This is a genomic window from Sphingobacterium spiritivorum ATCC 33861 (genome assembly GCF_000143765.1).
Taxonomy (GTDB): domain Bacteria; phylum Bacteroidota; class Bacteroidia; order Sphingobacteriales; family Sphingobacteriaceae; genus Sphingobacterium; species Sphingobacterium spiritivorum.
Map to the genome: position 1 here is coordinate 344,388 of NZ_GL379771.1, position 26,543 is coordinate 370,930.

Genomic DNA, 26,543 nt, shown 5'->3' on the forward strand with positions numbered 1-26,543 from the left:
ACAATTTATCTCTATAATGGGATAAAAAGGGCTTTTATGTAAATCATAAAGCCCTTTTTATTTGTCACAGCTTTTACATACTTGAAAAATAGAGCTTCCAATTCACAAATAATTGAATAATTTTACACGAACAACGAGAATAACGATATGAGTAATACATCCTACCCTGATATTTCAAGGGCTAAATCTGCAGAACTATTTGAAAAAGCAAAACAATATTTTCCGGGAGGCGTAAATTCGCCTGTTCGTGCTTTCAAATCCGTATACGGTACCCCTTTATTTATTGAGCGTGGTGATAAAGCACATATCTGGGATGCAGATGGCAATGAGTTTGTAGACTTTTGCTGCTCCTGGGGTCCGCTTATTTTAGGGCATAACAATGCTCAGGTGCGTGAAGCGGTGACAGCACAATTAGGAAAAGGATTGAGTTTTGGAGCACCGACAGCATTAGAAAATGAATTAGCGGAACTGATTCTATCCAACAATAAATATCTGGAAAAGATCCGTTTTGTAAGTTCAGGTACAGAAGCTGTCATGTCGGCAATACGCCTGGCACGTGGTTATACAAAAAGAGACAAAATTGTCAAATTTGAGGGTTGCTATCATGGTCATTCCGATTCTTTACTGGTTAAAGCCGGATCAGGATTAGTGACATTCGGCGAGACATCTTCAGCCGGGGTTCCAAAATCTTTTGCGGATGAAACCATTGTAATTGCCCTGAATGATGAAAAAGCATTACAAACTGTTTTCGAGCAGTTCAAAGATCAGATCGCAGCAGTGATCATAGAAGGTATTCCGGCAAATAACGGACTACTGATCCAAACTAAAGCCTATATCAATTTCTTACGTCAGATCACTAAGGATAACGGAGCTTTGCTGATATTCGATGAAGTCATTACCGGCTTCCGCTTAGGTTTCGAAGGCGCTGCAGCATACTATGACATTCAACCGGACATTATCACCTACGGCAAAATTATCGGTGGAGGTATGCCGGTAGGAGCTTACGGAGCTTCAAAAGAACTGATGAGTTGCATATCGCCCGATGGAAATGTATATCAGGCGGGTACTTTATCCGGCAATCCGGTTGCGATGTCTGCAGGTATTGCAGCCCTGAATATATTGGCTCAGCCCGATTTCTATACGTCACTTGCTGCTACAACTGCAACATTTGTGCAGGCTATTCAGGAATATACAGAACAGCATGGTTATGAATTAAATATTCCGACTATTGGTTCTATATTCTGGTTTGCATTCACAACCAATACTGAAATCCGTCGTGCAGATCAAATTGACCCCGCTTCTATGGAAAAATATAAGGTTATGCACCGCGAATTGCTGAACAGAGGCATCTATATGGGACCTTCAGGATATGAAGTAGGTTTTATATCGGCGGCTCATACAGAAGAAGACCTTGAAAAGGCCAAAAAAGCTATTTTTGAAAGTTTAGATATTGTATTTGGTTAATTATTTCTGAAACCTTTTTCTGTATTCATTGTTGTAACTAAATAGGGTCACTGATCCTTAAAATTAGTTTATCGTAATCATTAATTATAAATTTATTAAGATGAAAAAACAATCTTGGAAATCGGCATTGGCTATTGTTGCTGTAGGAGCGACTATAGTTGCGTGTAATAATCCGGCAAAGACTACAGGCGGAGACAGTGGTGATTCTACATCTATGTCAGATACATCAAAGACAGCTGCAGTTACAGTAACTCCAGTAGGTCACTCTAAAGAGTTTCCGGGTGCTACATTAAAAATTGCGTCCCTTACATCTGAAAAAGCAGGAACTGATTCTGCTAAAATAACTGTTAAATACACGGTAGAAAATTTCAAACTGACCGAACAGACGGCTCACGAACATGCAGATCATATGGCTAATTCGCATGAAGGGCAGCATATTCATTTTATTTTGGATAACAAGCCCTATGCAGCATTGTATAAACCTGAAAATTCGGTAACAGTAGCACTTAATTCTGAGCACTACCTGCTTTCGTTCCTTTCACGTTCCTATCATGAGTCTATCAAATCAGCTGATGCTTACAAATTAGTAAAATTCAAGGTCGATAATACAGGAAAGATTACGGAACTTCCGACTCCAAAAGAGGCCTCTCTATTTTACAGTCGTCCTAAAGGAGAATATAAAGGTGAGGACACTAAAAATCTGTTGTTAGATTTTTATGTTGTGAATACAACGTTGGCAGCTGATGGCAATAAAGTTGTAGCCAGTGTAAACGGACAGGATTTCACATTAGACCAGTGGACACCATACGAGATCAAAGGTCTTCCTTTGGGTGATGCAAAGATCAAACTGACGTTGGTCGATAAAGATGGTAAAGCCGTAACAGGTGACAATGTATCTATCGAAAGAGATATCAAATTGTTAGAAAAGTAGAATTTAATTTTTCTATAAATGAAACGGGGTTGTATTGAATAATCGATACAACCCTGTTTTTGTATATCCTTTCCTTTGTCCGGCAAAGAATATCATTATTCTGATTTCTTAATCCGTGGTAACATCTATATATTAAAGATGTTTTGTTATATTAGAAATTCAGTAAACCGGTTATGAAAAAGAATATTGGTATTAAAGAAATCGCAGACATCCTTAATATATCTGTCTCCACTGTTTCTCGAGCACTCCGGGATACCTATGATGTAAATCCTGAAACCCGAAACCGGGTGCTTGAACTGGCAAAGGAACTTAATTTCAAACCAAATAAAAATGCCGCAGCTCTTGCATCAGGCAGTACCAAAAATATCGGGATTGTGATCCCTTTTATCACGAACTATTATTTTTCAACCGTCATATCCGGTATACAGGAGCAGGCGTATGAATCAGGGTACAATGTTATCCTTTATGTAACGAATGATAATGCTGAACGGGAACGCGACCTTCTGGAAAATCTGGCTATAACAAGTCTGGATGGCCTTCTGATTTCTATCTCTTCGGATTCGCTTCTGGAAGACCACTTTGAACGTCTCAGAAATGATGGTGTACCGATTGTATTCTTTGACCGTGCTCCTATGAATAGTACAGCTTCAAAAGTATTGCAGGATGATTTTCAGGGCGCTTATGAAGCTACGAATTATCTTATAAAGCACGGATATAGCCGGATTGCTCATATTGCAGGACCTAAAGAACTAAAATTCACCCAACAACGTCTGAACGGCTATCTCAAGGCACTCGAACAGCACAGACTTCCTGTACGATCTGATTATATTATACACTCCGGTTTTTCGCAGAATAACGGGTCTGAAGACACTGAAAAGCTACTGGGACTAACGCAAAGACCCGATGCGATCTTTGCTGTGAACGACCGCAAAGCTGTCGGTGCCATTCTCACATTAAAACAACATCATATACAGGTGGGGGCTGAAGTTGGTGTTATTGGATTTACGAACGATCCTATTGCCAGTGTTGTGGAACCGAATCTTACCACTATAGAAGAGCCGGCTTTTGAAATTGGAAAGAGAAGCTGTGAACTGCTTATCAAACATATCAAAAACCGGAATTATGAATCTAAAGATGTCATTTTGCCCGGAAGACTGATTGTCCGGGATTCAGTAAGTTTCCAATAGAAGGACTATTTCTTCTTTTCGTAAACAGACCTGCCCTGAATAATGGTCCTGTGGATACTAATGTCTTCATCAAAAAGCACCAGATCAGCATCCTTACCTATCGCTATTGATCCTATTTCCTGATCTCTTTTTATCAGACGGGCAGGGTTGATGCTGACCATACGGATCACTTCCTGCAGGCTTACCGAAGTTTCACTCAACATCGTACGGATCAATCTGTCCATAGTAGCCACACTTCCCGCAAAAGAAGAGCGGTCCGGCAGTTTAGCTACACCATTTTCTACAATCACTTCCAAGCCATTTCGCAAACTTCCTAATACACTTTTGCCTTCAGGCATTCCTGCTGCACGCATTGCATCGGTTATCAATGTAATACGTTCGGTACCTTTCGTTTTATGAATTAACTGTAGAAAGGGGGCCGGGAGGTGTACACCGTCTGCAATGATTTCTACGTGGATCTCGTCCAGCAAGAGGCAGCTCTCTATCGTACCAGCATATCGATAAGCATTCTTACGGGTCATGCCAGACATACCTGAATAAAGATGAGTAGCCAGATTGTATCCCGATTCCAATCCTTCTACAATTTCAGCATATACTGCATCTGTATGAGCCAATGCAAGCAAAATGTCTTTTTCCCGTACTTTTTTTCCAAATGTCAATGCTCCGGGTAATTCCGGCGCTGCGCTCCATCGGGCTATAAGATGATGGTAATCCCGTAAAATAGGTTCATACTCTGCAGGATCCGGATTTCGGATATAACGCGGGTCCTGTGCTCCACGTTGATTCATAGCAAAGTACGGACCTTCCAGATGAAGTCCGAGAAAACGTGCACCATCTTTATTCTGTAACAATGCCTGCTCATACACGTGGAACAAATCAATCAAATCAGCAGTTTCGCTGGTGAGCGTTGTAGGCAACATGGCGGTAGTTCCATATTGCGCATGGGTAGCAGCAACGCCCAGAAAAGCTTCTACCGTATTATCCATTATATCATAACCGCCGCCGCCATGAACATGTATATCGATAAATCCGGGAGATACATACATCCCTTCAGCATCTATTACGGTTTCACTATCAGATTCTACAGGAGAATCGTGAATTTCGACAATCTTACCTTCCCGGATCAGCAGAGAGCCGTTGGGAATAATACGATCCGGTAATATCAGCTTAGCATTAATTATTTTTGTCTGCATCTCGCTTGTCTTTTTAAGGTTATAAAACGGCCGGATGCAGTCATCCTACCGGAGGCTCTACCAGTTTTTGATTTTGTGTCCGATAAAAGCATAAAATACCAAATACAAAAAGCAGGGAATCAATACAGCATACGCTGTCTGTACATTACTTACATCTGCCACTATTCCATAGATAAGAGGCAGAATGGCATTTCCACACAACCCCATAATCAGTAAGGCTGATCCTTCCTTTGCATATTTACCAAGTCCGTCCAGTGCAAGAGGCCATATTCCGGCCCAGATCAAGGCGTTTGGCAGACCAATAAGTACGACAAACCAGATCGATATATCTACATGGTGATTCAGCCAGTCTACCTGACCGTGAAAAAGATGTATAGACAGAGACAACAGTAATCCTGTCAAGGTACAAATCTTCAGCATACTACGTTGGCTGATAAACCTCGGAATAACAACAATCCCTAGGAGGTAACCTACTATAGTTGCAGTAAGGGTATACGAAGGAAATACTTTAGCCTCAATAAGCGTAAGTCCCATGGTATCAGCATAGCTGATCACTGTATCAATAGCAATAACCTGCGTCCCTACGTGCAGAAAAATCGCTATAGCTCCTAATACCAGGTGTGGAAATTGCAGAATATTTTTCTTCCCCGCTTTATTATCTGTATCATCTTCCAAAGTCAGTTCGGGAAGAGGAGAATAACGAACAGCTATTCCGATAATAAAGAGAACACAGGCCACTATGGTGTAGGGTATTACTACCCGCATAATCAGTTCATCCAGTACAGTCGCCCGCACAACATCGCTCATCAATGGAATCTCCCGGAAGAGTTCACCATCTGTCGGGCGCAGTATCGCCGCCGAAAAAGCTAAAGGAGCAAGTATACCTGCTCCTTTATTACATATACCCATGATACTTATACGCTGCGCGGCACGTTCCTTATTGCCTACTACAGTGATATACAGGTTTGCTACCGTTTGTAAAATAGCAAGACCGGCTCCTAATGTAAATAATCCCAGTAAAAAGACAGGATAAGCTCTGCTGTAGGCTGCCGGTACAAATATTAATGCGCCTAATGCCATCGTCCAGAATCCAACCATAATTCCCTTTTTAAATCCGATTTTCTTCAGCAAAAAAGAAGAAGGCAAAGACATGACCAGGTAGGAAATATAAAAGGCAAATGCAACCAGATACGACTGAAAATTGGTAAGCTCGCAGGCGATCTTAAAATAAGGAATCAGTATCGCATTTATCCAGGACACAAATCCAAAGATGAAAAACATCATCCCTATTATGCCGACTGAAATAGCGGTATCTCTTTTATTAAGGGGTTTATTAGTCATAAGTTCCTGATTATGGCAATAATGCTCCTGATCCGCTGTCCACAAAACAGGTACAATCCGGATGCTGCTGCAGAATACTCGCCGGATGCATATTGGATACTTCTCCGCTCAGACAATCCTTTACAGCCTGTGCTTTTCGACTATCCGGTACAGCACAGATAATCTTCTTCGATTTCATAATTTGCCGGATAGACATACTGATTGCCTGCAAAGGCACATCCTCCAGGGAAGGAAACCATCCTTCTCCCAACTGCTGTTGCCGGCATTGCTTATCCAGATTAACGACAATGTAAGGTGCTGTTTCTTCAAAATCTGCAGGAGGGTCATTAAAAGCCAGATGTCCGTTCTCTCCGATTCCTACAAAGGCGACATCAATAGGGTTATCCATTATTTTCCGGGCCAGACGCTGACATTCCTCCTCAGCGGGTACTACCTCGCCGTCGATCAGCACCACCTCAGCAAGAGCCGGCACATGGTTTACAAACCGCTCCGTCAGGTATTTTCTAAAACTTGCCAGATGCGTGACCGGCAATCCGATATATTCATCCAGATGAAACATTCTGACTTTGGACCAGTCCAGGTCTTCCGCCCGAACCAATTCCTGAATAGTCTCAAACTGACTTTGTCCTGTCGCTAAAATAATGTTTGCATATCCCTGTTTACGAATAGCTTGTCTAATGGCTTCTGCTCCGATCTGACCTGCGCGTTTGCCCAAATCCTGATGATTTTCTAGTTTTTCAATTTTCACAATTACTCCTTCTATATATAGTTTAGTTATTTAATACGCCTGTTGTTCCGCCTGTATGCAGATCAATATCATGTATCTTGTTGTTCTTCCAGTTTCCTCTTGTAAAGTCTGGTATCATAATGGGTTTTGAACCATTTGCAACAGACCATTCGCTGAGCGGCCCGATCACACTCCATGCCGCCGCATCATAGACATCCATATCCATCGGAAGTCCGTTTCTGAGGCAATCAATGAGACGCCAATCCATCATAAAGTCCATCCCCCCGTGTCCGCCTATCTTTTTTGCCAGTTCTCCGATTTTCTTAACCAATCCGGGTGTATGTATATCTTCCAGATTTTTCATTGCTGTTTCGCCCATAAAGTCCTCATGTCCTACCGCTATCTTACCGGGCAAGGGATATTTCTGTGCAAATGCTTTAGTTCCGCTAATCAGGTGCAGACGGGAGTACGGCCTTGGTGTGGAGACGTCATGCTGCAGCATAATCGTACTTCCGGAAGCTGTCATTATATTGGATATATTCATATTGCCACGGAAAGGCTTACCCACGTAAGCTTTAAACCGAGGATCAGTCTTGGCCATTTCTTCGGCTTTGGCCTCCAGCATAAAATCTTTGGAAGACATCGAACTCATATATTCAAGCCTGTTTCCGCGATTGACTTTTAACACCTGACAAATCGGGCCCAGTCCATGTGTAGGATACAGATTTCCGTTGCGCTGTGCATTCTCCTTTAATCTCCAAAAATCATAGCGTTTGTTTTCGTCAAAAAAACTATCCAGAATATCATGAATATACGCTCCTTCGCAATGTACAATATCTCCAAAGAAACCCTGACGGGCCAGATTGAGCGTAAGCAACTCAAAAAAGTCATAGCAGCAGTTCTCCAGAATAACACAGTGCTGTTTTGTCTTTTCAGATGTCATCACCAGCTTCCAGCAATCTTCCACCGAAGTCGCAGAAGGAATTTCCAGAGCTACATGTTTGCCTTGTTCCATAGCATATACGGCCATCTCAGCATGTGTTGCCCAATGTGTAGCGATATAAACAAGGGATATATCTTCCCGTTGACACATTTTTTTCCAGGCTTCATCCGATCCGGTATATAACTGAGCCTCATGATTGCCTGCTTTTATACGGGCTTTGGCTTCATTTGCCTTTTCAGCTCTTACATCGCATATTCCTTTTATCGATACGCCTTCGATATAGCTCATACGTTCCACCGCAGCTGACCCACGGTTTCCTACACCGATAAATCCGATATTCACAACTTCAAGTCGTGGTGCAGCATAACCTGACATATTAAATCCGGAGCTGTATTCTTTCTCTGCTTCTTTTAGAATATGTCCAAGTTTGCTGTCTGCTTCTGTAGTCTGGTTAGTTCCGGTACTACAGCCACTGAGCAAGCCGACTCCTGCCAATCCTGATAATTTCAAAAATGATCTTCTGTCTGTACGCATATATATGTGTTGTTAGTTTCGTGAAATTTTTCCGTTCGTATTTAATTTATGTTTTAGGATCTTCAGCCAGGAAACGTATGTTCCCCACTCATCATCACTTATTCTCTCACCGGTAATGGAAACTACATTAGAAAGGTGAAATTCTGAATTGCTCAAAGCCAACAGCATTGGCAGATCTCCCCAAGAAACGATGCCGGGAACATGGACAGCCATATTAAATGCATCAGCATTTTTTCCTTCATCCCATAGATAACTGAGTGGTAATTCATTCAGTTCTACAGGATAAGACCAATCGGCCAATGCCGTGTAATAAAGTGTGGCCAGTGCTGCCTCTTTATCTGCCATAAGAGTTATCGGCTGATCGGGGAATAATTGTTGTATCTCTTTAATCACCATAGCAATCTCATTGCTCCATATGCCCATCATTGGTTCTCCAAACCAGAGTGAGGCACGTGAAACCGTATGGAACCTGGGTAATTGTCCGTCAATATGATCCCCAGTCTGTGAGGATCTTTCACCAACGGCATAGAGATCAAAGACAATAATACCATACCCATGCTGCTCCAGTTCACTCAGTTGCACAGCATCTATCTGCTGTTTTCCTTTTGAAGATATAATCAGTTTAAATCCTTTATTCTGATTCTTTGGCAGACGATATAGCAGGGGAATAAACTGCGCTTGCCTGGTTTCCAACAACAGAGGTTCCCAGCCTTTGCTCGCGTTATACGTATACCTTCTAAGGACAATATCTCTTTGTCCCGGATATAACATACTCTCGAGCTCTGTCTGTTTTTCTTTCCGGTCGATATGCTCTTCATGCTCTAGTCGTTTGCGCAAATTGTGTCCGGCTATCCTGATATAATCTTTAGTCGTCACAATGGAAGGGAGTGCTTTATCCCCTTTGAATACGGATAAGTCCTCAACAGGCACAAGTGGTGAGATCGTAAGGTCCTGCTGTTTTGTACTATCGGGTTTAAGGTGTGTATCAAACCAGTTTAGCATACTCCTCTGCATATCCGTATTATAATCATGTCCGGAATTAAACAGTTCATACGCCAGTTGCTTTTCGGTGAAACGACCTGAGATCTGCTTATAGGTCTTTAACATTTGTAGCGGAGCGAAGGCTGCATTCCCATCCTGAATAGCAGTAAGCATCTTCAGTGCACGTGGTGCCACCGCAGCCAGCACATCACTTTCTTCTAAATGCGTGAGCCCGTCCGGCATTAATTCACATACACAGTTACTGTTCATGACATATGATCTGAAGGTGCCAACACTCACTACAGGGACTACTGCCTTGATACGATCATCCGTTGCAGCCAGCCACATCGTCTGGTTACCTCCACCACTCGCCCCTGTTGCACCGATATGGTCTGTATCAACATAAGGAAGCGTACATAACAGATCTACTCCCCTCCTGTTATCCGACAATTGCAACCCTAACAGGGTCTCTCCGACATTCATCAAAGAGGCTCCAAGATTGGAACCGTGGTATTCATGTGTATGTTCCGAACCACGTTCACCTGCACCCCAGGCGTCCATGTTAAGGCATACATATCCATTGCTGGCCAGTAACTGTGCAGTTTGCTGTGCTATATCTGTACGCCTTCCGTCTTTCCAATGTCCGTGGCTATTGACAACGGCAGGAAATGGTCCTTCTCCTTTCGGGACATAGAGACTTGCGGGCACCCAGACACCTTCCCTGCTCTCAAACAGGATAGTATGTATTGTAAATCCCGAACGCTCCAACGAGTTTACGATCTCGTAACTCACATTTTTGTTCTCCTGAATTTTGAAATTGGTATTTTCCCGGATGATACGAACTACGTCTTCACTTTCCAACAGCGGTCTGCTCCAATGTCTACAAGCCAATTCTGCAGCTTTGGTTGTCAAGGGCAAAGCGACAGGGTCAGGTATATTTTGGGATTCAAACAAACGGGGAATTGAATTTTGAGCTTGTGTATGCATTGAAAATAACATTATTATAAAAACAATAAAACAAGTTTGCATTATACGGCCTGTACTTAATCTACATCCCACCATAACCGAGTTGCCGCATTATCCTTACCACCGAGTAGTGCCCGCCCTTTGTTCAGTTCCTCCAGATTACTGGTTTCTTCTGTCAGCGGATAAGGCATACGTTTGATAAATGTCCCTTGAGGCAGATCCGGGCTATCAGATTTCACGACATCATACATTTTCGGATATCCTGTTCTCCTGTATTCGGCCCATGCTTCCATACCATTCGGGAATATCGCCAGCCATTTCTGTACACCGATCTGCTCCCGTTGTTCTGTTGCACTTGCAGACCATTTTACAGGGATCTGTGCTACAGCAGGAGAATTATTAAAATCGCCCGGAGCTGCAGGAGTCTTTAGAGAAGAAACATACGTATTGATCAGCGTAGCATCGGTGACACCCCACTGCCGGAGACTCAGTTTTATTCCCTGTTCATACAATTCCTGTGCTGTTCCTCCCATATTCCAGCCATTCAAAGCTCCTTCAGACCGAAGGAAATAAGACTCTGCTGCACACATAATGTGAAATTTATTGATCAGATTACCATCAAAAGTACCATCTGCCTTTTTGGTTGCCCAGTACGTTCCGACATTAGAGTTGGAGCCAGGTCTGTTGCGCTGATTACCCAGATCTGTTGCTGTGAGACCATTACGAAGACTATTAAATGAATTGGTAAGGACTGACGGCTGGAAATATATGGGCAAGCGGGGATCTTCATATCCTTTAAGGTAAGAAGCAATGGTAGAACTCATAGCAAATTCATTCCATGCAGCTACTTGTGACAAACCATTTGTATCGTTCCCTGCGAGTGCTTTCAGAAGTAAAGCATTTTCATCATTGGCTGTCATGACTCCTGCAGCAATGGCGGCCTCTGCTTCTGCTTTGGCCTTTGCCGGATTGACTTTAGAGATACGTATTGCCAGACGCAACCGAAGTGAATTTGCAAATTTAGCCCAGTAATCTATATTGCCGTTATACATAAGTTCATACCCTTCAAAAACCTTTGTTCCGGGAGGCAGCGCTTTTAAGTCCGCAACGGACTTGGTCAGCCGAACGAAAAAATCGTCATAGATTTTGTCCATAGGATCATATGGAATCACATCCTTGGCTTCTGCAGCATCAAAATACGGGACAGGTCCAAAGTGATCTGTCAGTCTGTGGAATGCATATACCCAGAGGATATTGGCCAAAGCCGCTTCTCCCGAATTTGGTTCGGCATTACTTAGTATACTTTTAAGCTGCGGAGCAGTATCAACGTATACAACTGTCCAGAATCTTCTTTGCCAATCCGGCACCAATGCATAGCGATCTGTAGCAAATGATGTGCTGGTCAGTGCGAAATATTGGGCGTACAGATCTGCGCCCAGATTCTGTACGGTTTGATAGAAACTTCGGTTAAGTGCCGAAGACGACTGCGCTTTTGCAAACATAAAAGGCATTTCACGCTGTCCGACTCCTGTCAACTTGTTGGGATCTCTGTTGATATCCTCAAAATCTTTTGTACATGAAGCCAAACCTAAGGCTGCCAGTACATATATTTTATATATTCTCTTAATCATGATATTCTCTTCTTTAAAAAGTCAGTTTTACATTCATACCAAAAGTTCTTACCGATGGCGGGAGTCCGAGTTCAACACCCTGATAATTTCCGGCTCCCAATGCCGCCTCAGGATCTATTGGATTGTTTCTTTTTCCGATTCCCGGGATATTGAGGGTAGATTTACCACGGTAGAAAAAGAACAAGTTTCTACCTGTTACAGATACCTGTGCATTTTTGATAAAATGCTGCTCTTTCAATTTGAATTTATAAGAAAGTGCTACTTCACGTAACCTTACATTAGTCATATCATATGTAAAAAACTCACCCCATGCATCCCGTCCGTTTTGAGATACCGTAGTCCAGAGTTGCTGTGCAGTGATGGCTGTTGTATTGGCTGCGCCGGTTTCTGTAACAGCATCCAACACCAATCCGCCCTCACGTGCAGTCTCTGTGAAATCACCCACTCCGAAAGCGGCCAGATAAGCTGCCGTACCGGAGACAATTTCACCTCCGATGCGCGCATCAATAAGGGTATTCAACTGAAAGTTTTTATAACTGAAGCTGTTGCTCCATCCTACTAATGCATCCGGATTAAAATTGCCTAATTTTTTATTGGCTTCAACAATCGGAAGGCCATTGGCTCCTACAACATACTTACCTGTCGCAGCATCCACTTTCCATTTATGGCCGTACAGATCGCCATAGCGTTCTCCCTCTTTAACCACGACTGTCGCATACTTAGTATTATCAGTGACATTTACCTGCTTTGTCTTTTCGCTCAACTCGATCACCTTATTGGTATTGGCGGAGAAATTAATTCCTGTCTGCCAGGAGAAGTTCTCTTTACGCACAGGTGTTGCATTCAGTTGCAGTTCCATACCACTGTTGCGGATGTCTCCTGCATTAATATACTGACGGCTAAATCCACTGGCCATAGGCATTCCTATAAACAACAATTGATTGATTGTATTCGCTTTATAATAGGTAAAGTCAAATCCTAAACGGTTATCAAAGAATTTCATATCCAGCCCCACTTCCAGAGATTTTGTTTTTTCAGGCTTAAGGTCTTCAATAGATTTATTTGGTGACCGCGAAATAAAACCTTGTCCGGCTCCCTGTGAGAAGAGATATAATTGTCTCAGTAATGAGGGTTCAGCATCATTACCAACGATAGTATAAGATCCTCTGACCTTTCCGAAGGTTACCCATTCCGGCAATTTCAGAGCTTCATGAAATACCGCTGAAACACCTACAGACGGATAGAAATAGCTATGTGGCGATTTTAATGTTGAAGACCAGTCGTTACGTGCAGTCATATCCAGAAACAGGTAATCAAAAAATCCGAACTGCAGACTTCCGTATACAGAGTTGAGCCTTCTTTCGTAATCCTGTACAATCGGAAATTCAGGTGTGGTCGCAGCTGTCAAAGAAAAATGATTTGGAATAGACAAGCCATTTGCCATATCCTGTGTTATGGAATATTTACGTGTCAGTGCACTCGCTCCCGCCGTAAAATTCAGTTTAATCTGCTCTGACAGATCCTGGTCACCTGTAAGGAGCACATCCAGATTTCGTTCCCAGTATCTGGCGTTGGTCTCGTAATATTTACCTCCTTTACGTACATCTCCCAATGAAACTGTACCATCATAGAATTTACCATAGGTCTTATCGATATACTTGTCAAAACTGGCTCTTCCCATCAGACGAATACGATCTGTAAATTCGTAGGTCACCGAACCTAAAGCGGTGATACGGTCACGCTGTTCATCTACCGAAGTGCGGTTTGTACTCCAGTACGGATTGTCATAAATGGAAGAATTCGTCCAGTACTTACGTATAGGCTGGCCATTCGCGGGATTGATGGTTTCGTACTGTCCAAGTTCATCCGATGTCATATCTCTGGGCATAATATAAGCTTCGATAGGTGTGCCTGCATCCCCAAGACGAGGTCTGTTATCTATTTTTTGATTAAGATAATTCAGTTTTACATCCGTTTTCAATCCCGGGATCAGTTCGGTATTAACTCTCAGATTCAAGGCGTTCTTGCCCAACTTATTCCCGGGTACAATTCCTCCGATCTTACTGTTAGAATAAGACACATATCCCTGTACTTTTTCGGTTCCGCCATAGGTACTGACCGTATTATTGAAGGTAGCTGAATTCTCAAAAAAGTCTCTTACATTACTCTGGTAGGTCTGCGCTTTTGTACCCCAGCTCTCTGCAGCATTATCCGCATACACTCCTCCGTTTCCTCTTCCGTAGGCATTCTGAAATTTGGTCAGCATATTTACCTGGTCAAAAGAAGCACTCCCGTTATAGTCAATCTGATAACGTCCTGCCGTTCCGCGCTTTGTGGTAATGACAATAGCACCATTCGCTCCGCGGCTACCGTATAAAGCTGCTGCAGAAGGTCCTTTTAGGATATTGATAGATTCGATATCGTCCGGATTGATGTTGGCAGCTCCATCACTTGTACCGTAGTTATAAGTAGTTCCGGTAGCCTGCTGCTGACTGGAGTTATCAAAAACAACTCCATCAATCACGATCAGTGCATTATTATTGCCGCTGATAGACTTATTCCCGCGAAGCACGACACGGGCCGAAGCTCCCGGTCCTGTAGCTGCTGTAGTGACAACGGCTCCGGCAACCTTCCCCGTAAGGCTGCTCATTACGTTACCACTATTATCACGCACATCATTTACTGCAGATCCTGACAATTGCTGAGTCGCATAAGTCAGGGATTTGACTTCCCGCTTAATGCCCAGTGCTGTCACGACCACTTCATCTATCATAGAATTGCTCGCTGTCATAGCGACTTCTATCGATTTTATTGCCGTAACAGGGACATTGACATGTTCGTAGCCCAGAAAGGAGAATCTCAGTACATCTCCTACATTTGCTTTGATGCTGAAAGCACCGGAAGCATCTGTGCTGGTCTGCTGTTTGGTTTTCTGGTTGCTAACTAATACTCCTGCAATTGCGGACTGTGTAGAAGCGTCTTTGACCACTCCCTTTATCTGCGTATCATTTTCCTGAGCCAACACACCTGAAGGGTTTGACAAGAAAAATATCAGCAAGAGTCCTAACAAGAATACAAAGTTAAATGGTTTACATTGTATCATAATCTGTTTATTAATTTGGGTGAATATTTTCAATAGCTAGCGCTATCTGATATTCAAAGAAAGAAGATGTTTGCTATAAAAACGAGTAAACAGACAAATAAAACACCGGTAGCGTTATCGGTAACGCTACCGATAAAATACAGGTATCGGATGCATTTTACTACAAGGAAAATTAAGGTTTATTACGAAAACTGGGAATGTAAGTACATAAAAAAGCGTCTGACTTATGCCAGACGCTCTTCTGTATTTACAGTTTTGAAAATATCTAGAATCCTACGCTCTTTAGTTGGAGACCGGCACGCTCATCCAGTCCAAACATCAGATTCATATTCTGAACGGCCTGCCCGGAAGCACCTTTCAGCAGATTATCGGTTACATTAAGGATTAATAATTTATTCCCGTGTTTTTCAAGGTGAATAATGCTCTTATTCGTATTGACTACCTGCTTAAGATCTACATTTGCACGGCTTACATGTGTAAAAGGATGACCGGCATAATACAATTCATAAAGCTTATATGCCTCATCTTCGCTCAGATCAGACTCTACATAGATAGCGGAGAAAATGCCTCTTGTGAAATCGCCTCTTTGCGGAACGAAATTGATCTTTTCTGCGGCACGATCCAACAGTGTTTTATCAGAAAGAGGCAAGAATCCGTTTTGCAACTGGTCCAGTGATTCAGAGATCTCCTGCAAATGCTGATGCTCAAAGGATTTGTAAGCTGACAGGTTATTATTGCGCCAGGAGAAATGAGTCGTTGCACCCGGCTTTTGTCCAGCCCCGGTAGATCCGGTAGTCGCATTGATATGGATCTGATCCGGTAGCAATCCCTGTCCGGCTAATGGTAATAATGCCAGTTGGATATTGGTAGCAAAACAACCCGGATTAGCAATATAATGAGCTGTTTTGATGAGATCTCTGTTTAACTCCGGTAGCCCGTAGACAAATTGTTTGTGCTGATAGTCAGTATTTGCGCGCAGACGATAGTCTTGTGACAAATCAATTATACGCACATGTTCCGCAATAATATTGGCATCCAGAAATTTGCGTGCATCACCATGTCCAACACATAAGAACAGTACGTCTATATCATCGCAGATGTCTGACGAGAAAGTGAGTTCGGTATCTCCGAAAAGGTCATTGTGCACATCATAAATTTTATTTCCTGAGTTAGAAGCACTCTGAGCAAATACGATCTCCACCTGTGGGTGATAGATCAATACCCTAAGAAGCTCTCCGCCGGTATATCCTGCAGATCCTACAATTCCTACTTTAATCTTTTCCATTCTTTCATTTGTATTGCGACAGACTTCTGCTTCGCATTAACGAATTATGCTTTTTTACTTAGCATTCACTTTATGCCAGATCAATGTCTGATTACCGAAAATCTTAGAGAACCCTTTTACATCGTCTCCTGTCCAGCCATTGTTCATCTCTCCGTACGTCCCGAATTTATTAGACATCAGATCATTAGGAGAATCAATTCCAAGAATTGTAAAACGGTAAGGGTTCAGTTCTATGTATACACGTCCGTTAACTGTAGATTGTGAACTTGTAAGGAAGGCTTCGATATCACGCATCACAGGATCGTGCATCTGCCCTTCGTGCATATAATTGCCGTAGAAACCTGCGATCTGATCTTTCCATGCCAGTTGCCATTTTGTTAACGTGTGTTTTTCTAAAGTATGGTGTGCCTTGATCAGAATAACAGGAGCTGCTGCTTCAAAACCAACACGTCCTTTGATACCGATGATCGTATCACCTACGTGAATATCACGTCCAATACCGTAAGGCTGTGCAATAGCCTGAAGTTCCTGAATAACGCGTACTGCACCGATCTTGTTACCATCCAGTGCTACAGGCTCCCCGTGTTCAAAGTCGATGGTCACCTGACGCGGAGTAGATGAGGTAACCGGAGTAGGCCATGCTGAATCCGGAAGATATTGATTGGAAGTCAATGTCTCTGCTCCACCTACTGAAGTACCCCAGATACCTTTATTGATAGAATACTTAGCTTTTTCAGCTGAATATTCCACACCATGTTTGCTCAGATATTCGATTTCGGCTTCGCGGCTTAGCTTAAGATCACGAATAGGTGTAATAATCTCCACACCGGGAATCAGGGTATTAAAGATCATATCAAAACGTACCTGATCGTTTCCTGCTCCTGTAGAACCGTGAGCGACACATTCTGCTCCGATTTTTTTAGCGTAATTGGCAATTGCTGTAGCCTGACACACACGTTCTGCTGAAACCGATAAAGGGTAAGTAGCATTTTTCAATACATTGCCGAAGATCAGATATTTGATACTGTCCCGGTAGTAGTTTTCAGTTTCATCCACTACTGCATGTGACTTAACGCCTAATTCGTATGCGCGCTTCTCAATTGTCGCCAACTCTTCAGCCGAAAAACCACCTGTATTCACGATTACAGAGTGAACTTCCAAACCTAAATCCCGGGTAAGATAAATACAACAAAATGAAGTATCCAATCCTCCGCTAAATGCTAAAACTACTTTTTTCATGTGTCTTTTTTACTTTTTATTGTATATGAAATTTCGATGAAAGACTTCCTTTTGATTACTGTCAGAAGTACCTCAATCTTATTTTCATTATTGTTGAAATTATATACTGTCTATTCTTCAACGTGAAGATGTACAACAATAATATAAAAATTAAAATCCTTTTGCAGGTTTACGATGATATGGAAAAACCGCCATCACCATTTTTTTTGTGGATTTCCACAATTTTGCTTCAATACGTTTTAGTAGAGATTGCTTTTTGGCAATACGATCCAAACGTTCTTTCGCTTCCATTTTACGCTGTATCTTTTCTTTCAACTCGCGTTCCTTCTCTACCGGATCCCACAACATAGCTGTACACATACAGTTTTTGCGTTCTTTACTGACAAGTATATCATAGTTCACACAGCTTTGACAGCCTTTCCAGAATTCATCATCTGTTGTCAGTTCAGAATAGGTTACGGGCTCATATCCCAGATCCGAATTGATCTTCATCACGGCCAGTCCCGTTGTCAGTCCAAAAATCTTGGCATGCGGATATTTCTCTCGGGACAATTCAAAGACACGTTTTTTGATCGCTTTGGCCAGTCCCACTTTACGAAATTCAGGATTAACAATAAGACCTGAATTGGCAACATAGTCACCATGGCTCCATGTCTCAATATAACAAAAGCCGGCCCATCTGCCATCTCTGTGCAATGCAATTACAGCCTTACCCTCCGTCATCTTGTTCGCCACATACTCCGGTTTACGACGTGCAATACCAGTACCGCGAGCTTTCGCAGATTCGAACATTTCATCACATATGATCTCTGCATAGTGTGTATGTTCTGGTTTGGCCGGAATAATTAAAAAATCTGAAATTGTCATGAATGAAACGACCCCAAATAATAAAACAACAACTAAATGTTAGTTTTGTCAGTAAATAAACAAAAAAAATTGAAACCCGGATCTTCGAGCAGGAAGAACCTTTTATTTGTTGGAAGTAGCCTGCCTCTTTATCAAGCTCGAGGCAGTATAGGTCGTCGGAAGCGAATAACAGGACATTCCATATATAAAAAAGCATAAACCAACCTGCTCACAAACCTTTCGAAAGGCTGTAAATACGATTGAGCTATTGTTTTTTTACTGTTCATATGCAATGAAAAATGTCTTTGTTATTGACTGCGCAAATGTATAAAATTATTTTTTTCTTTTATGCAATAAACGCATCGTTTTTTTGAAAAAACTTCAAAACATTACTGAATTGTGATTTTCAAAGAATATATTGATTTCCAAGACCATACCATCCCCTCTTTCAGACTTCTCCATATTCTAAAATTGAAATTTTTACATGTACAAATTGCAATGGTAGCATTATGATTTTGTAAATAGGATAAGATAACCGCATGTCAACATCAGGTCATCATCGGTGATCCGCAAACGTAAAATTTTTTAAATGCTTATTTTTCGATAATTTTGCAACTACAAACAGGTGTGACACACCTTAAATTTAGTTTATATGGATACGCCCAGCATTATCTTTTATCTGTTTTTCGCAGTACCTTATATCTTTTGTATGTATTGGCTTGTCAAACAAGACAAGAAAAAATACGTCTGGGGAATATCTATTGTGACGATCATTGCTATTATCGGCATCATTGTTTCTCAAAAAGCCAGTAAAGTTGCTATAGACAATTATCGTCAGCATCAGCTGGATTCAAGAGAAATCGAACGGGAAGAAAAACTGGACAGCCTGCACAATAAATAGGCTAACGATATTTTTAAAATAATAAAAGGCAACTAGTAGTTGCCTTTTATTATGTAATGCTATCTGGTAATGCCTTCTAAAGCAAAAAGGAACGCATCTTCCATCGCCACTTCCTTGAGGTAATCAAATCTTCCGGATGCTCCTCCGTGACCGTAGTCCATATCCGTCTTTAGCAACAGAATATTTTTGTCCGTCTTGGTTGCTCTCAGTTTGGCCACCCATTTCGCCGGTTCGAAATACTGTACCTGACTATCATGAAGTCCTGTTGTCACGAGCATATTAGGGTAATCCTTCTTTTCAATATTTTCATATGGAGAATAACTCTTCATATATTCATATGCAGCTTTTGTATTCGGATTTCCCCATTCATCGTATTCATTTGTTGTCAACGGAATCGTTTCATCCAGCATGGTATTGACAACATCGACAAAGGGAACATTCGCAATTACACCGTTCCACAGATCGGGTGCCATATTCACCACAGCTCCCATCAACAACCCTCCTGCACTACCACCTTTAGCGTACAGATGACCTTTGCTAGTATACTGCTGATCGATCAGATATTGCCCGCAATCGATAAAATCGGTAAAGGTATTTTTCTTTTTCATCATTTTACCGTCTTCGTACCACTGACGGCCCATCTCCTCACCTCCTCTGATGTGAGCAATGGCATATACAAATCCGCGATCCAGCAAACTCAACCTGGTAGAGGAAAAACTCGGATCCATAGATGCTCCATAGGAACCGTAAGCATAGAGCAGCAGGGGCGATTGACCATCTTTCTTGAATCCTTTCTTATATACAATGGATATAGGTACGGATGTACCATCTTTTGCTTTTGCAAAGATGCGTTCGGTAGTATAGTTGCCGGCATCATATCCACCTAATACAGGTTGCTGCTTCAGTAATTTCTTTTCATGTGTCTCCATATTATATTCATAAGTCGAAGATGGAGTCACTAGCGAAGTATATCCGTAGCGTACCGTACTCAGGTTGTATTCGACATTTGTACTGGGAGAAACCGTATAAGCTGCCTCCCCGAAATCCAGATAATGCTGTTTACCATCTTTCAGATTCCGCACAACTAATTGTGTCAGTCCGTTTTTACGCTCAGAAATCACCAGGAAATCTTTGAACTCATCGATGTCACTGACCAGTACATCTGCACGGTGAGGGATCATCTCTTTCCAGTTTTCTTTTCCGGTTTTGTCCAGCGGACATTCCATAACCTTAAAATTCTTCGCATTATCATTCGTGACGATCAGAAATCTATCTTCCAATGCCGTTACAGAATAGAGTACATCTTTAATGCGCGGCTGGAAGATTTTGAATGATCCATTCGGATCATCTGCATTCAGAATATATTCTTCTGAAGATAATGTGCCACCACTATAGATCATTATATATTTTCCATTTTTGGACTTGCTCACGCCAATGTAATTAGTATTATCTTTTTCATGATATACGGTGACATCATTTTTTTCATCTGTACCCAGCGTATGTCTTTTTATTTTCTCACTGAGCAATGTGACCGGATTTTTGGCTGTGTAAAACAACGTTTTATTATCATTAGCCCATGTTGTACCACCACTTGTACGTGAAATCCGGTCGCTCATGATCTTTCCGGTCTCCAGGTTCTTTATATGCACAACATATTCACGACGTGACACTGTATCCACCCCATAGGCTAATAATTTATTATCCGGACTCACAGACAGACCACCTACAGCATAATAAGCATGTCCTTTAGCCATAGCGTCCACATCCAGCAATATCTCTTCAGGAGCATTCAGGCTGCCTTTTTTCCGGCAGTATTTATAATATTGCTGTCCTTCTAATGTACGCGTATAATAATAATATCCGTTTTTGAAGTACGGAACAGATTCATCCGTTTCTTTAATCCTGCTTTTCAGTTCATCAAACAGGCGTTGCTGAAAAGGTTCTGTCTGCTTCATTATGGCAGCAGTATAGGCATTTTCAGCCTCAAGATAACTGACAACATTGGAAGAATCCGGTCCTTTTTTAAAATAATCGATCATCCAATAGTAATTGTCCGTAACAGTGTCTCCATGAATGACACGTTGGTGTGGTTTGACAGCAGCGACCGGCGCAGTGACATCCGGCCATTGTAATGGTTTGTTTTCTGACATATTGTTATTTGAAGAACAAGAGGATAGCGCGACTAAAGCTCCTATCCATATGGTAATTTTTCTAATCATAAATAGAATTTTGAAATTAGTATTTTGACAAAATAAAGGTCTGTGAAACCCATAAAATGAAAACTCATTAAAGATAACCGAAAAGTTTTACCGATTTAGAAAAAATTAACAATTTGCTTCAGATTATTGCCCTATATTTGCTTATAGATCATTAATTAAGAAATAAACGTTTATAAGCGACTATGAGATTAAAAAAATTAGCTATTATATTAGCTTTTGGTACATTACCGGTTCTTTCGTTTGCACAAAAGGATCAAAAGACCCCTGAAAACTGGTTTAATCTTGATTTCCAGCAGGATGGCGTAATGGGAATCAGTACAGAAAAAGCCTATCAGACATTATTGAAAGGAAGAAAAGCTACTCCTGTCATTGTAGCTGTTATAGACGGTGGCGTGGATGTCAAACACGAAGACCTTAAAGATGTGCTCTGGATCAATCCCAAAGACAATAATGATAACGGTAAAGACAATGATAAAAACGGTTACATCAATGATAAATATGGCTGGAACTTTATCGGAAATGCCAACGGAGAAAATGTCAACCATGACAATCTGGAGCTGACCCGTCTGATCCGCAAGTATGAGCCTAAATATATTTCCGTATTACCAAGTACTCCTTTAAGTGCTGCTGAAAGAAGAGAATTTGTCGCTTATCAGGGTATGGTAAGCGAGTATGCAAAAAAACTGGAGGAAGCACAGTTTGGTGAAATGAATTATGTCAAACTGAAAGATCAGTTAGAGATTATCTTCAAAAAAATAGGTAAAGATGCCAGTACATTGACATTAGCCGATATTGAGGCTTATTCGCCTGCCAACGATCAGGAAAAAATGGCTTTACGTATTGCTAAAAGAGGTATTCAGGAAGAAAAAGGTTCGGTATCCCAGTTTTACACACAATTAGGAGAGGCTGCAACTTACTATGGAGATCAGGTCAAATATCACCTGAACAAAGAGTTTGATCCGCGCCATATCATTGGTGATAATTATGACGATGCGACAGAGCGCTATTATGGAAACGCTGATGTAACCGGTCCGGACGCAGAGCACGGCACACACGTAGCGGGTATCATCGGAGCAAAACGCAATAACAATATAGGTATTAATGGTGTCGCAGATCAGGTGAGAATAATGTCTGTACGAACTGTCCCAAATGGTGATGAACGCGATAAAGATGTAGCAAATGCAATCCGCTATGCTGCTGAAAATGGCGCAAAGGTTATCAATATGAGCTTTGGAAAAAGTTATGCTTACAATAAAAAAGCCGTGGATGATGCCGTCAAATTCGCAATCTCTAAAGATGTATTGTTAGTACACGCTGCAGGTAACGATGGCCAGGATGTAGATATCCACAAAAACTTCCCTACAAAATACTATACAGATAGCCTGGATGCTATTCAGGGAGAAGCGGATGCCTGGATCACAGTAGGTGCAAGCGGACTTTATCAGGATGATAATCTGGTGGCAGATTTTTCCAATTACGGATATAAAACTGTAGATGTATTTGCTCCCGGAGTAAAAATCAATTCTACTATGCCCGGATCTTTATACAAAGAGCAACAAGGTACAAGTATGGCCTCACCGGTAGTAGCGGGTCTTGCCGCTATGATCCGTTCCTATTATCCGCAGCTGACAGCCAAAGAGACAAAAGATATTATTATGAAATCTGTTGTTAAAGTGGATAAGAAAGTAACCATCAAAGCTGAAGACGGCAGCAAGAAAAAAGTTTATCTGGATGAAATCAGTGTTACAGGCGGTGTTGTAAATGCATATCAGGCCATTGCCGAAGCAGATAAATATCTGTCACAGAAGAAAAAATAATTTTTTTTGTGATATAAAATACTATAAGTTGCTTATCTTACGTTTGATAAGAAGTTGATAACAAACAAATTTAGCTCAGCTTATGGTAGAAAACTTTACAAAAATTAAAGAAGATACTTACACAACAGAAGATAAAGATCTGACTAACTATCAGGACGATGTTTTCGAGATTAAGCTAAAATCAAATCTTCAGAATTTGTCTAAAAACCCCAACAGAAAGACAATTGAGAGTATTTTAGCGTATTCCAAATCGTTGAAAAAAGATTAAGTATCTTCAAGATCAAGGCCCGGTAACATTACTGGGCCTTGTTTTTTTAAAAGGTAAAGGTTTTTGTATCTTTGGATATGTTAAAGAAAGATCGTTACCGTGCCTTTGTAGAATATTTTTCTACTCACAATCCTGATGCACAGACCGAATTAAATTACAGCAATCCTTATGAACTTCTCATTGCTGTTATCCTGTCGGCTCAATGTACAGATAAACGGATCAATCAGATAACTCCGGCACTTTTCGAACGCTTTCCGGTAGTAGAAGCATTAGCTGCAGCTTCTGTTGACGAAGTCTTCAGTTATATCCGCTCCGTAAGCTATCCCAACAACAAAGCCAAACACCTGGTCGGAATGGCAAATATGCTTATTGAAAAATTCAATGGAGAAGTGCCGGAACAAATAGAAGATCTTATTAAATTACCGGGTGTAGGTCGCAAAACAGCAAATGTAATCTCTTCTGTGGTTTATAATAAACCGGCAATGGCGGTGGATACGCATGTATTCAGGGTAAGTAACAGATTGGGCCTGACCAGCAGAGCGACGACTCCTCTTGCTGTAGAAAAACAACTGGTCAAATTTCTTCCGGAAGAAACGATAGCTGTTGCACACCACTGGCTTATTCTGCACGGACGCTATATCTGTCTTGCACGAAAACCCAAATGTGAGATTTGTCCGATTACCTATATGTGTAAATATTATGAAACTCAGTTCCTAAAAACCACACACCGGAAATCAAATTCAGGTAAGGAACAGATCGTTTAATTCTAAAAACACCATAAAACTAATTATATTAGCATTTTAAATTTGATTATTTCATTTTTATCTGTATTTTTGATTAATAATTACTAAAAATATGAGCAACCAGGACAAATTAAAAGCTTTACAGCTTACTTTAGATAAATTAGAAAAATCGTACGGTAAAGGTACGATCATGAAATTGGGTGATTCAGCGGTTGAACCGATTGAGTCTATTTCTACAGGTTCTTTAGGTCTGGATATTGCACTGGGAATCGGAGGTGTACCAAAAGGCCGTATTATCGAGATCTATGGCCCGGAATCTTCAGGTAAGACAACATTAGCGACACATATAGTTGCAGAGGCACAGAAAAAAGGCGGAATTGCAGCCATCATCGATGCCGAGCACGCATTTGATAAATATTACGCACAGAAACTGGGTGTGGATGTAGAGAATCTGCTGATTTCTCAACCGGATAACGGTGAGCAGGGTCTGGAGATTGCTGACAACCTGATCCGCTCAGGAGCTATTGATGTCATCGTTATTGACTCCGTCGCGGCATTAGTACCTAAAGGTGAAATTGAAGGCGAAATGGGAGATTCGAAAATGGGGCTACAAGCCCGACTGATGTCTCAGGCTTTGCGTAAACTGACCGGAACTATATCCAAAACTAACTGTTGCTGTATTTTTATTAACCAGTTACGCGAAAAAATTGGTGTAATGTTCGGAAATCCGGAAACAACAACAGGTGGTAACGCCCTTAAATTCTATGCTTCCGTTCGTTTGGATATTCGCCGTACTTCACAGATCAAAGATTCAGATGAAGTATCCGGTAACCGTGTAAAAGTAAAAATTGTAAAAAATAAAGTCGCTCCTCCTTTCCGGATTGCCGAATTTGATATTATGTTCGGAGAAGGTATATCTAAAGTTGGTGAGATCATCGACCTTGGTGTGGAGTACAATATCATTAAAAAATCAGGATCATGGTTCAGTTATGGAGACACCAAGCTTGGACAAGGCCGCGATGCTGTAAAATCATTACTTCAGGACAATCCGGATCTGATGGATGAGCTGGAACAAAAAATTAAAGCAGAAGTATCCGGTGTAGAAGCTGTTGTCGAACCGGAATAGAACAAATCAGGTCACGATTATGTTATAATTTATTCATATAGCCATTCCAAAAGAATGGCTATATTTATTTTTCACAACCTCATATCATGAAAAATAAATACAGCCTTATTCTCCTGTTGATTCTGTTCACTCTTTGTTCCCCTGTATTCGGACAACAGCCTTTAAAGATTCTTTCCTACAACATTCACCATGGCAATCCGCCCAGCAAACCGGGGGTCATTGATCTCGAAGCTATTGCAAAAGTGATCCGTACATCCGGAGCGGACGTAGTCGGACTACAGGAAATAGATGTAAATGTAGGCCGTTCGGAGAATGTTGATCAGGCTAAAAAACTGGCAGAATTAGCCGGAATGGAATATTATTTCTTTTCGAAAGGAATCGATCTGGAAAAAGGAGAATATGGAACAGTTATTCTCTCAAAATTCCCAATTACCAATACCGAACGGCTTGAACTGCCTATGCCTGTCAAAAGTGAAATGCGAAGTCTGGGTATTGCAAAAATCAAAATTCCTTCAGGCAAAGAAATTCTTTTTGCCAATACACATTTAGATTTAAAAGAAGAAAACAGAATCGCGCAGACTAAATTTATTGTAAATCATTTTCAGGACACAAAACATCTCGTTGTCCTTGTAGGAGACCTTAATGCACAACCGCAATCGGAACCTATAAAAATTTTAGGAAATTTCTTTAAACGTAGCGAGATTACGAACGGATTTACCATTCCGGAAGTGAATCCAACCCGTGAAATTGATTTTATCATGGTCAATAAAAGCAAAAATCCTAAATTCCAAAACCACAAGGTAATAGAGGAGTCTTATGCATCCGATCACAGACCGGTATATGCTGAAGTATTGATTAAATAAACCTGATTTTTGGAACACAAAACCTGATTATCAATCTTTTTATGGAGAGAGGTTAAAGACTGATATGACAAGCATATACTTCTACTAATTAGTGCTACCCTATATTTTAAAATAAGACCCAAAACTCACGTAAATTAAAACTGTTAAACAGCCATTTCTGGCGCAAGCGTCCGCTTGTGCCCGTTACTTTTATCGGTTCAGGCACAAGCATTGCTGTGCTAATTCGTCAGGACAG

General features: G+C 41.3%; 20 protein-coding genes. 9 read left to right on the forward strand and 11 right to left on the reverse strand.

Annotated elements, in window-relative coordinates; genetic code table 11:
- Nucleotides 1-147: 147 nt before the first annotated feature.
- The 3 genes from hemL (at nucleotide 148) to HMPREF0766_RS11575 (ending at nucleotide 3,582) form a co-directional block, all read left to right on the forward strand.
- Entirely contained in the window at nucleotides 148-1,464 is a 1,317-nt protein-coding gene (gene hemL / locus HMPREF0766_RS11565) for a glutamate-1-semialdehyde 2,1-aminomutase (protein ID WP_002997294.1), read from the forward strand.
- Between the two features lie 100 nt (nucleotides 1,465-1,564).
- Nucleotides 1,565-2,395 carry a hypothetical protein gene (locus HMPREF0766_RS11570; RefSeq protein ID WP_002997296.1) on the forward strand — a complete coding sequence of 277 codons (831 nt, stop codon included), beginning with the start codon at nucleotides 1,565-1,567 and terminating at the stop codon, nucleotides 2,393-2,395.
- Between the two features lie 173 nt (nucleotides 2,396-2,568).
- The gene (locus HMPREF0766_RS11575) at nucleotides 2,569-3,582 is read left to right on the forward strand and encodes a LacI family DNA-binding transcriptional regulator (protein ID WP_002997298.1); all 1,014 of its coding nucleotides are present in this window, start codon (nucleotides 2,569-2,571) and stop codon (nucleotides 3,580-3,582) included.
- A 5-nt stretch (nucleotides 3,583-3,587) separates the two neighbouring features.
- On the opposite strand, the gene nagA is transcribed toward HMPREF0766_RS11575, so the two are convergent.
- From nagA to HMPREF0766_RS11625, 10 genes are all read right to left on the reverse strand, one after another.
- Nucleotides 3,588-4,775 (reverse strand): N-acetylglucosamine-6-phosphate deacetylase, encoded by a 1,188-nt coding sequence (nagA, locus tag HMPREF0766_RS11580; RefSeq protein ID WP_002997300.1) that lies wholly within the window; start codon nucleotides 4,773-4,775, stop codon nucleotides 3,588-3,590.
- 57 nt (nucleotides 4,776-4,832) lie between these two features.
- Nucleotides 4,833-6,116: a sugar MFS transporter gene (locus HMPREF0766_RS11585; RefSeq protein WP_002997303.1), complete on the reverse strand. Its 1,284-nt coding sequence runs from the start codon at nucleotides 6,114-6,116 to the stop codon at nucleotides 4,833-4,835.
- A gap of 10 nt (nucleotides 6,117-6,126) precedes the next feature.
- A complete protein-coding gene (locus HMPREF0766_RS11590) occupies nucleotides 6,127-6,864 on the reverse strand; it encodes a glucosamine-6-phosphate deaminase (protein ID WP_002997304.1) in 738 nt (245 codons plus the stop codon).
- A 22-nt stretch (nucleotides 6,865-6,886) separates the two neighbouring features.
- Nucleotides 6,887-8,320 carry a Gfo/Idh/MocA family protein gene (locus HMPREF0766_RS11595; protein WP_002997306.1) on the reverse strand — a complete coding sequence of 478 codons (1,434 nt, stop codon included), beginning with the start codon at nucleotides 8,318-8,320 and terminating at the stop codon, nucleotides 6,887-6,889.
- A gap of 12 nt (nucleotides 8,321-8,332) precedes the next feature.
- Nucleotides 8,333-10,288, reverse strand: coding sequence for an alpha/beta hydrolase family protein (locus HMPREF0766_RS11600; protein ID WP_236590400.1), 1,956 nt, complete (start codon nucleotides 10,286-10,288; stop codon nucleotides 8,333-8,335).
- Between the two features lie 56 nt (nucleotides 10,289-10,344).
- Nucleotides 10,345-11,898, reverse strand: a complete 1,554-nt coding sequence (locus tag HMPREF0766_RS11605) for a SusD/RagB family nutrient-binding outer membrane lipoprotein (RefSeq protein WP_002997311.1) — start codon at nucleotides 11,896-11,898, stop codon at nucleotides 10,345-10,347.
- A 13-nt stretch (nucleotides 11,899-11,911) separates the two neighbouring features.
- Nucleotides 11,912-15,001, reverse strand: a complete 3,090-nt coding sequence (locus tag HMPREF0766_RS11610; protein ID WP_002997313.1) for a SusC/RagA family TonB-linked outer membrane protein — start codon at nucleotides 14,999-15,001, stop codon at nucleotides 11,912-11,914.
- Nucleotides 15,002-15,266: 265 nt separating this feature from the next.
- Nucleotides 15,267-16,286, reverse strand: coding sequence for an N-acetyl-gamma-glutamyl-phosphate reductase (gene argC / locus HMPREF0766_RS11615; protein WP_002997314.1), 1,020 nt, complete (start codon nucleotides 16,284-16,286; stop codon nucleotides 15,267-15,269).
- Nucleotides 16,287-16,340: 54 nt separating this feature from the next.
- Entirely contained in the window at nucleotides 16,341-17,525 is a 1,185-nt protein-coding gene (gene argG, locus HMPREF0766_RS11620; RefSeq protein WP_002997316.1) for an argininosuccinate synthase, read from the reverse strand.
- 150 nt (nucleotides 17,526-17,675) lie between these two features.
- The gene (locus tag HMPREF0766_RS11625; RefSeq protein WP_002997320.1) at nucleotides 17,676-18,392 is read right to left on the reverse strand and encodes a GNAT family N-acetyltransferase; all 717 of its coding nucleotides are present in this window, start codon (nucleotides 18,390-18,392) and stop codon (nucleotides 17,676-17,678) included.
- A 631-nt stretch (nucleotides 18,393-19,023) separates the two neighbouring features.
- Between HMPREF0766_RS11625 and HMPREF0766_RS11630 the strand changes: the two genes are divergently transcribed.
- Entirely contained in the window at nucleotides 19,024-19,272 is a 249-nt protein-coding gene (locus tag HMPREF0766_RS11630) for a hypothetical protein (protein WP_002997325.1), read from the forward strand.
- Nucleotides 19,273-19,331: 59 nt separating this feature from the next.
- Here HMPREF0766_RS11630 and HMPREF0766_RS11635 read toward each other — a convergent pair whose 3' ends face one another.
- On the reverse strand, nucleotides 19,332-21,491 hold the full coding sequence (locus HMPREF0766_RS11635; RefSeq protein ID WP_002997327.1) for a S9 family peptidase: 2,160 nt from the start codon (nucleotides 21,489-21,491) through the stop codon (nucleotides 19,332-19,334).
- Between the two features lie 182 nt (nucleotides 21,492-21,673).
- Between HMPREF0766_RS11635 and HMPREF0766_RS11640 the strand changes: the two genes are divergently transcribed.
- The 5 genes from HMPREF0766_RS11640 to HMPREF0766_RS11660 all read left to right on the forward strand — a co-directional run bounded on the left by HMPREF0766_RS11640 (nucleotide 21,674) and on the right by HMPREF0766_RS11660 (nucleotide 26,308).
- Nucleotides 21,674-23,308 carry a S8 family serine peptidase gene (locus tag HMPREF0766_RS11640; RefSeq protein WP_002997330.1) on the forward strand — a complete coding sequence of 545 codons (1,635 nt, stop codon included), beginning with the start codon at nucleotides 21,674-21,676 and terminating at the stop codon, nucleotides 23,306-23,308.
- 82 nt (nucleotides 23,309-23,390) lie between these two features.
- Nucleotides 23,391-23,576 carry a hypothetical protein gene (locus HMPREF0766_RS11645; protein ID WP_002997333.1) on the forward strand — a complete coding sequence of 62 codons (186 nt, stop codon included), beginning with the start codon at nucleotides 23,391-23,393 and terminating at the stop codon, nucleotides 23,574-23,576.
- Between the two features lie 77 nt (nucleotides 23,577-23,653).
- The gene (gene nth, locus HMPREF0766_RS11650) at nucleotides 23,654-24,340 is read left to right on the forward strand and encodes an endonuclease III (protein WP_002997336.1); all 687 of its coding nucleotides are present in this window, start codon (nucleotides 23,654-23,656) and stop codon (nucleotides 24,338-24,340) included.
- Nucleotides 24,341-24,431: 91 nt separating this feature from the next.
- A complete protein-coding gene (recA, locus tag HMPREF0766_RS11655) occupies nucleotides 24,432-25,445 on the forward strand; it encodes a recombinase RecA (protein WP_002997339.1) in 1,014 nt (337 codons plus the stop codon).
- 86 nt (nucleotides 25,446-25,531) lie between these two features.
- Complete coding sequence (locus HMPREF0766_RS11660; RefSeq protein ID WP_002997343.1) at nucleotides 25,532-26,308, forward strand: endonuclease/exonuclease/phosphatase family protein; 777 nt, start codon at nucleotides 25,532-25,534, stop codon at nucleotides 26,306-26,308.
- The last annotated feature ends 235 nt before the right edge of the window (nucleotides 26,309-26,543 follow it).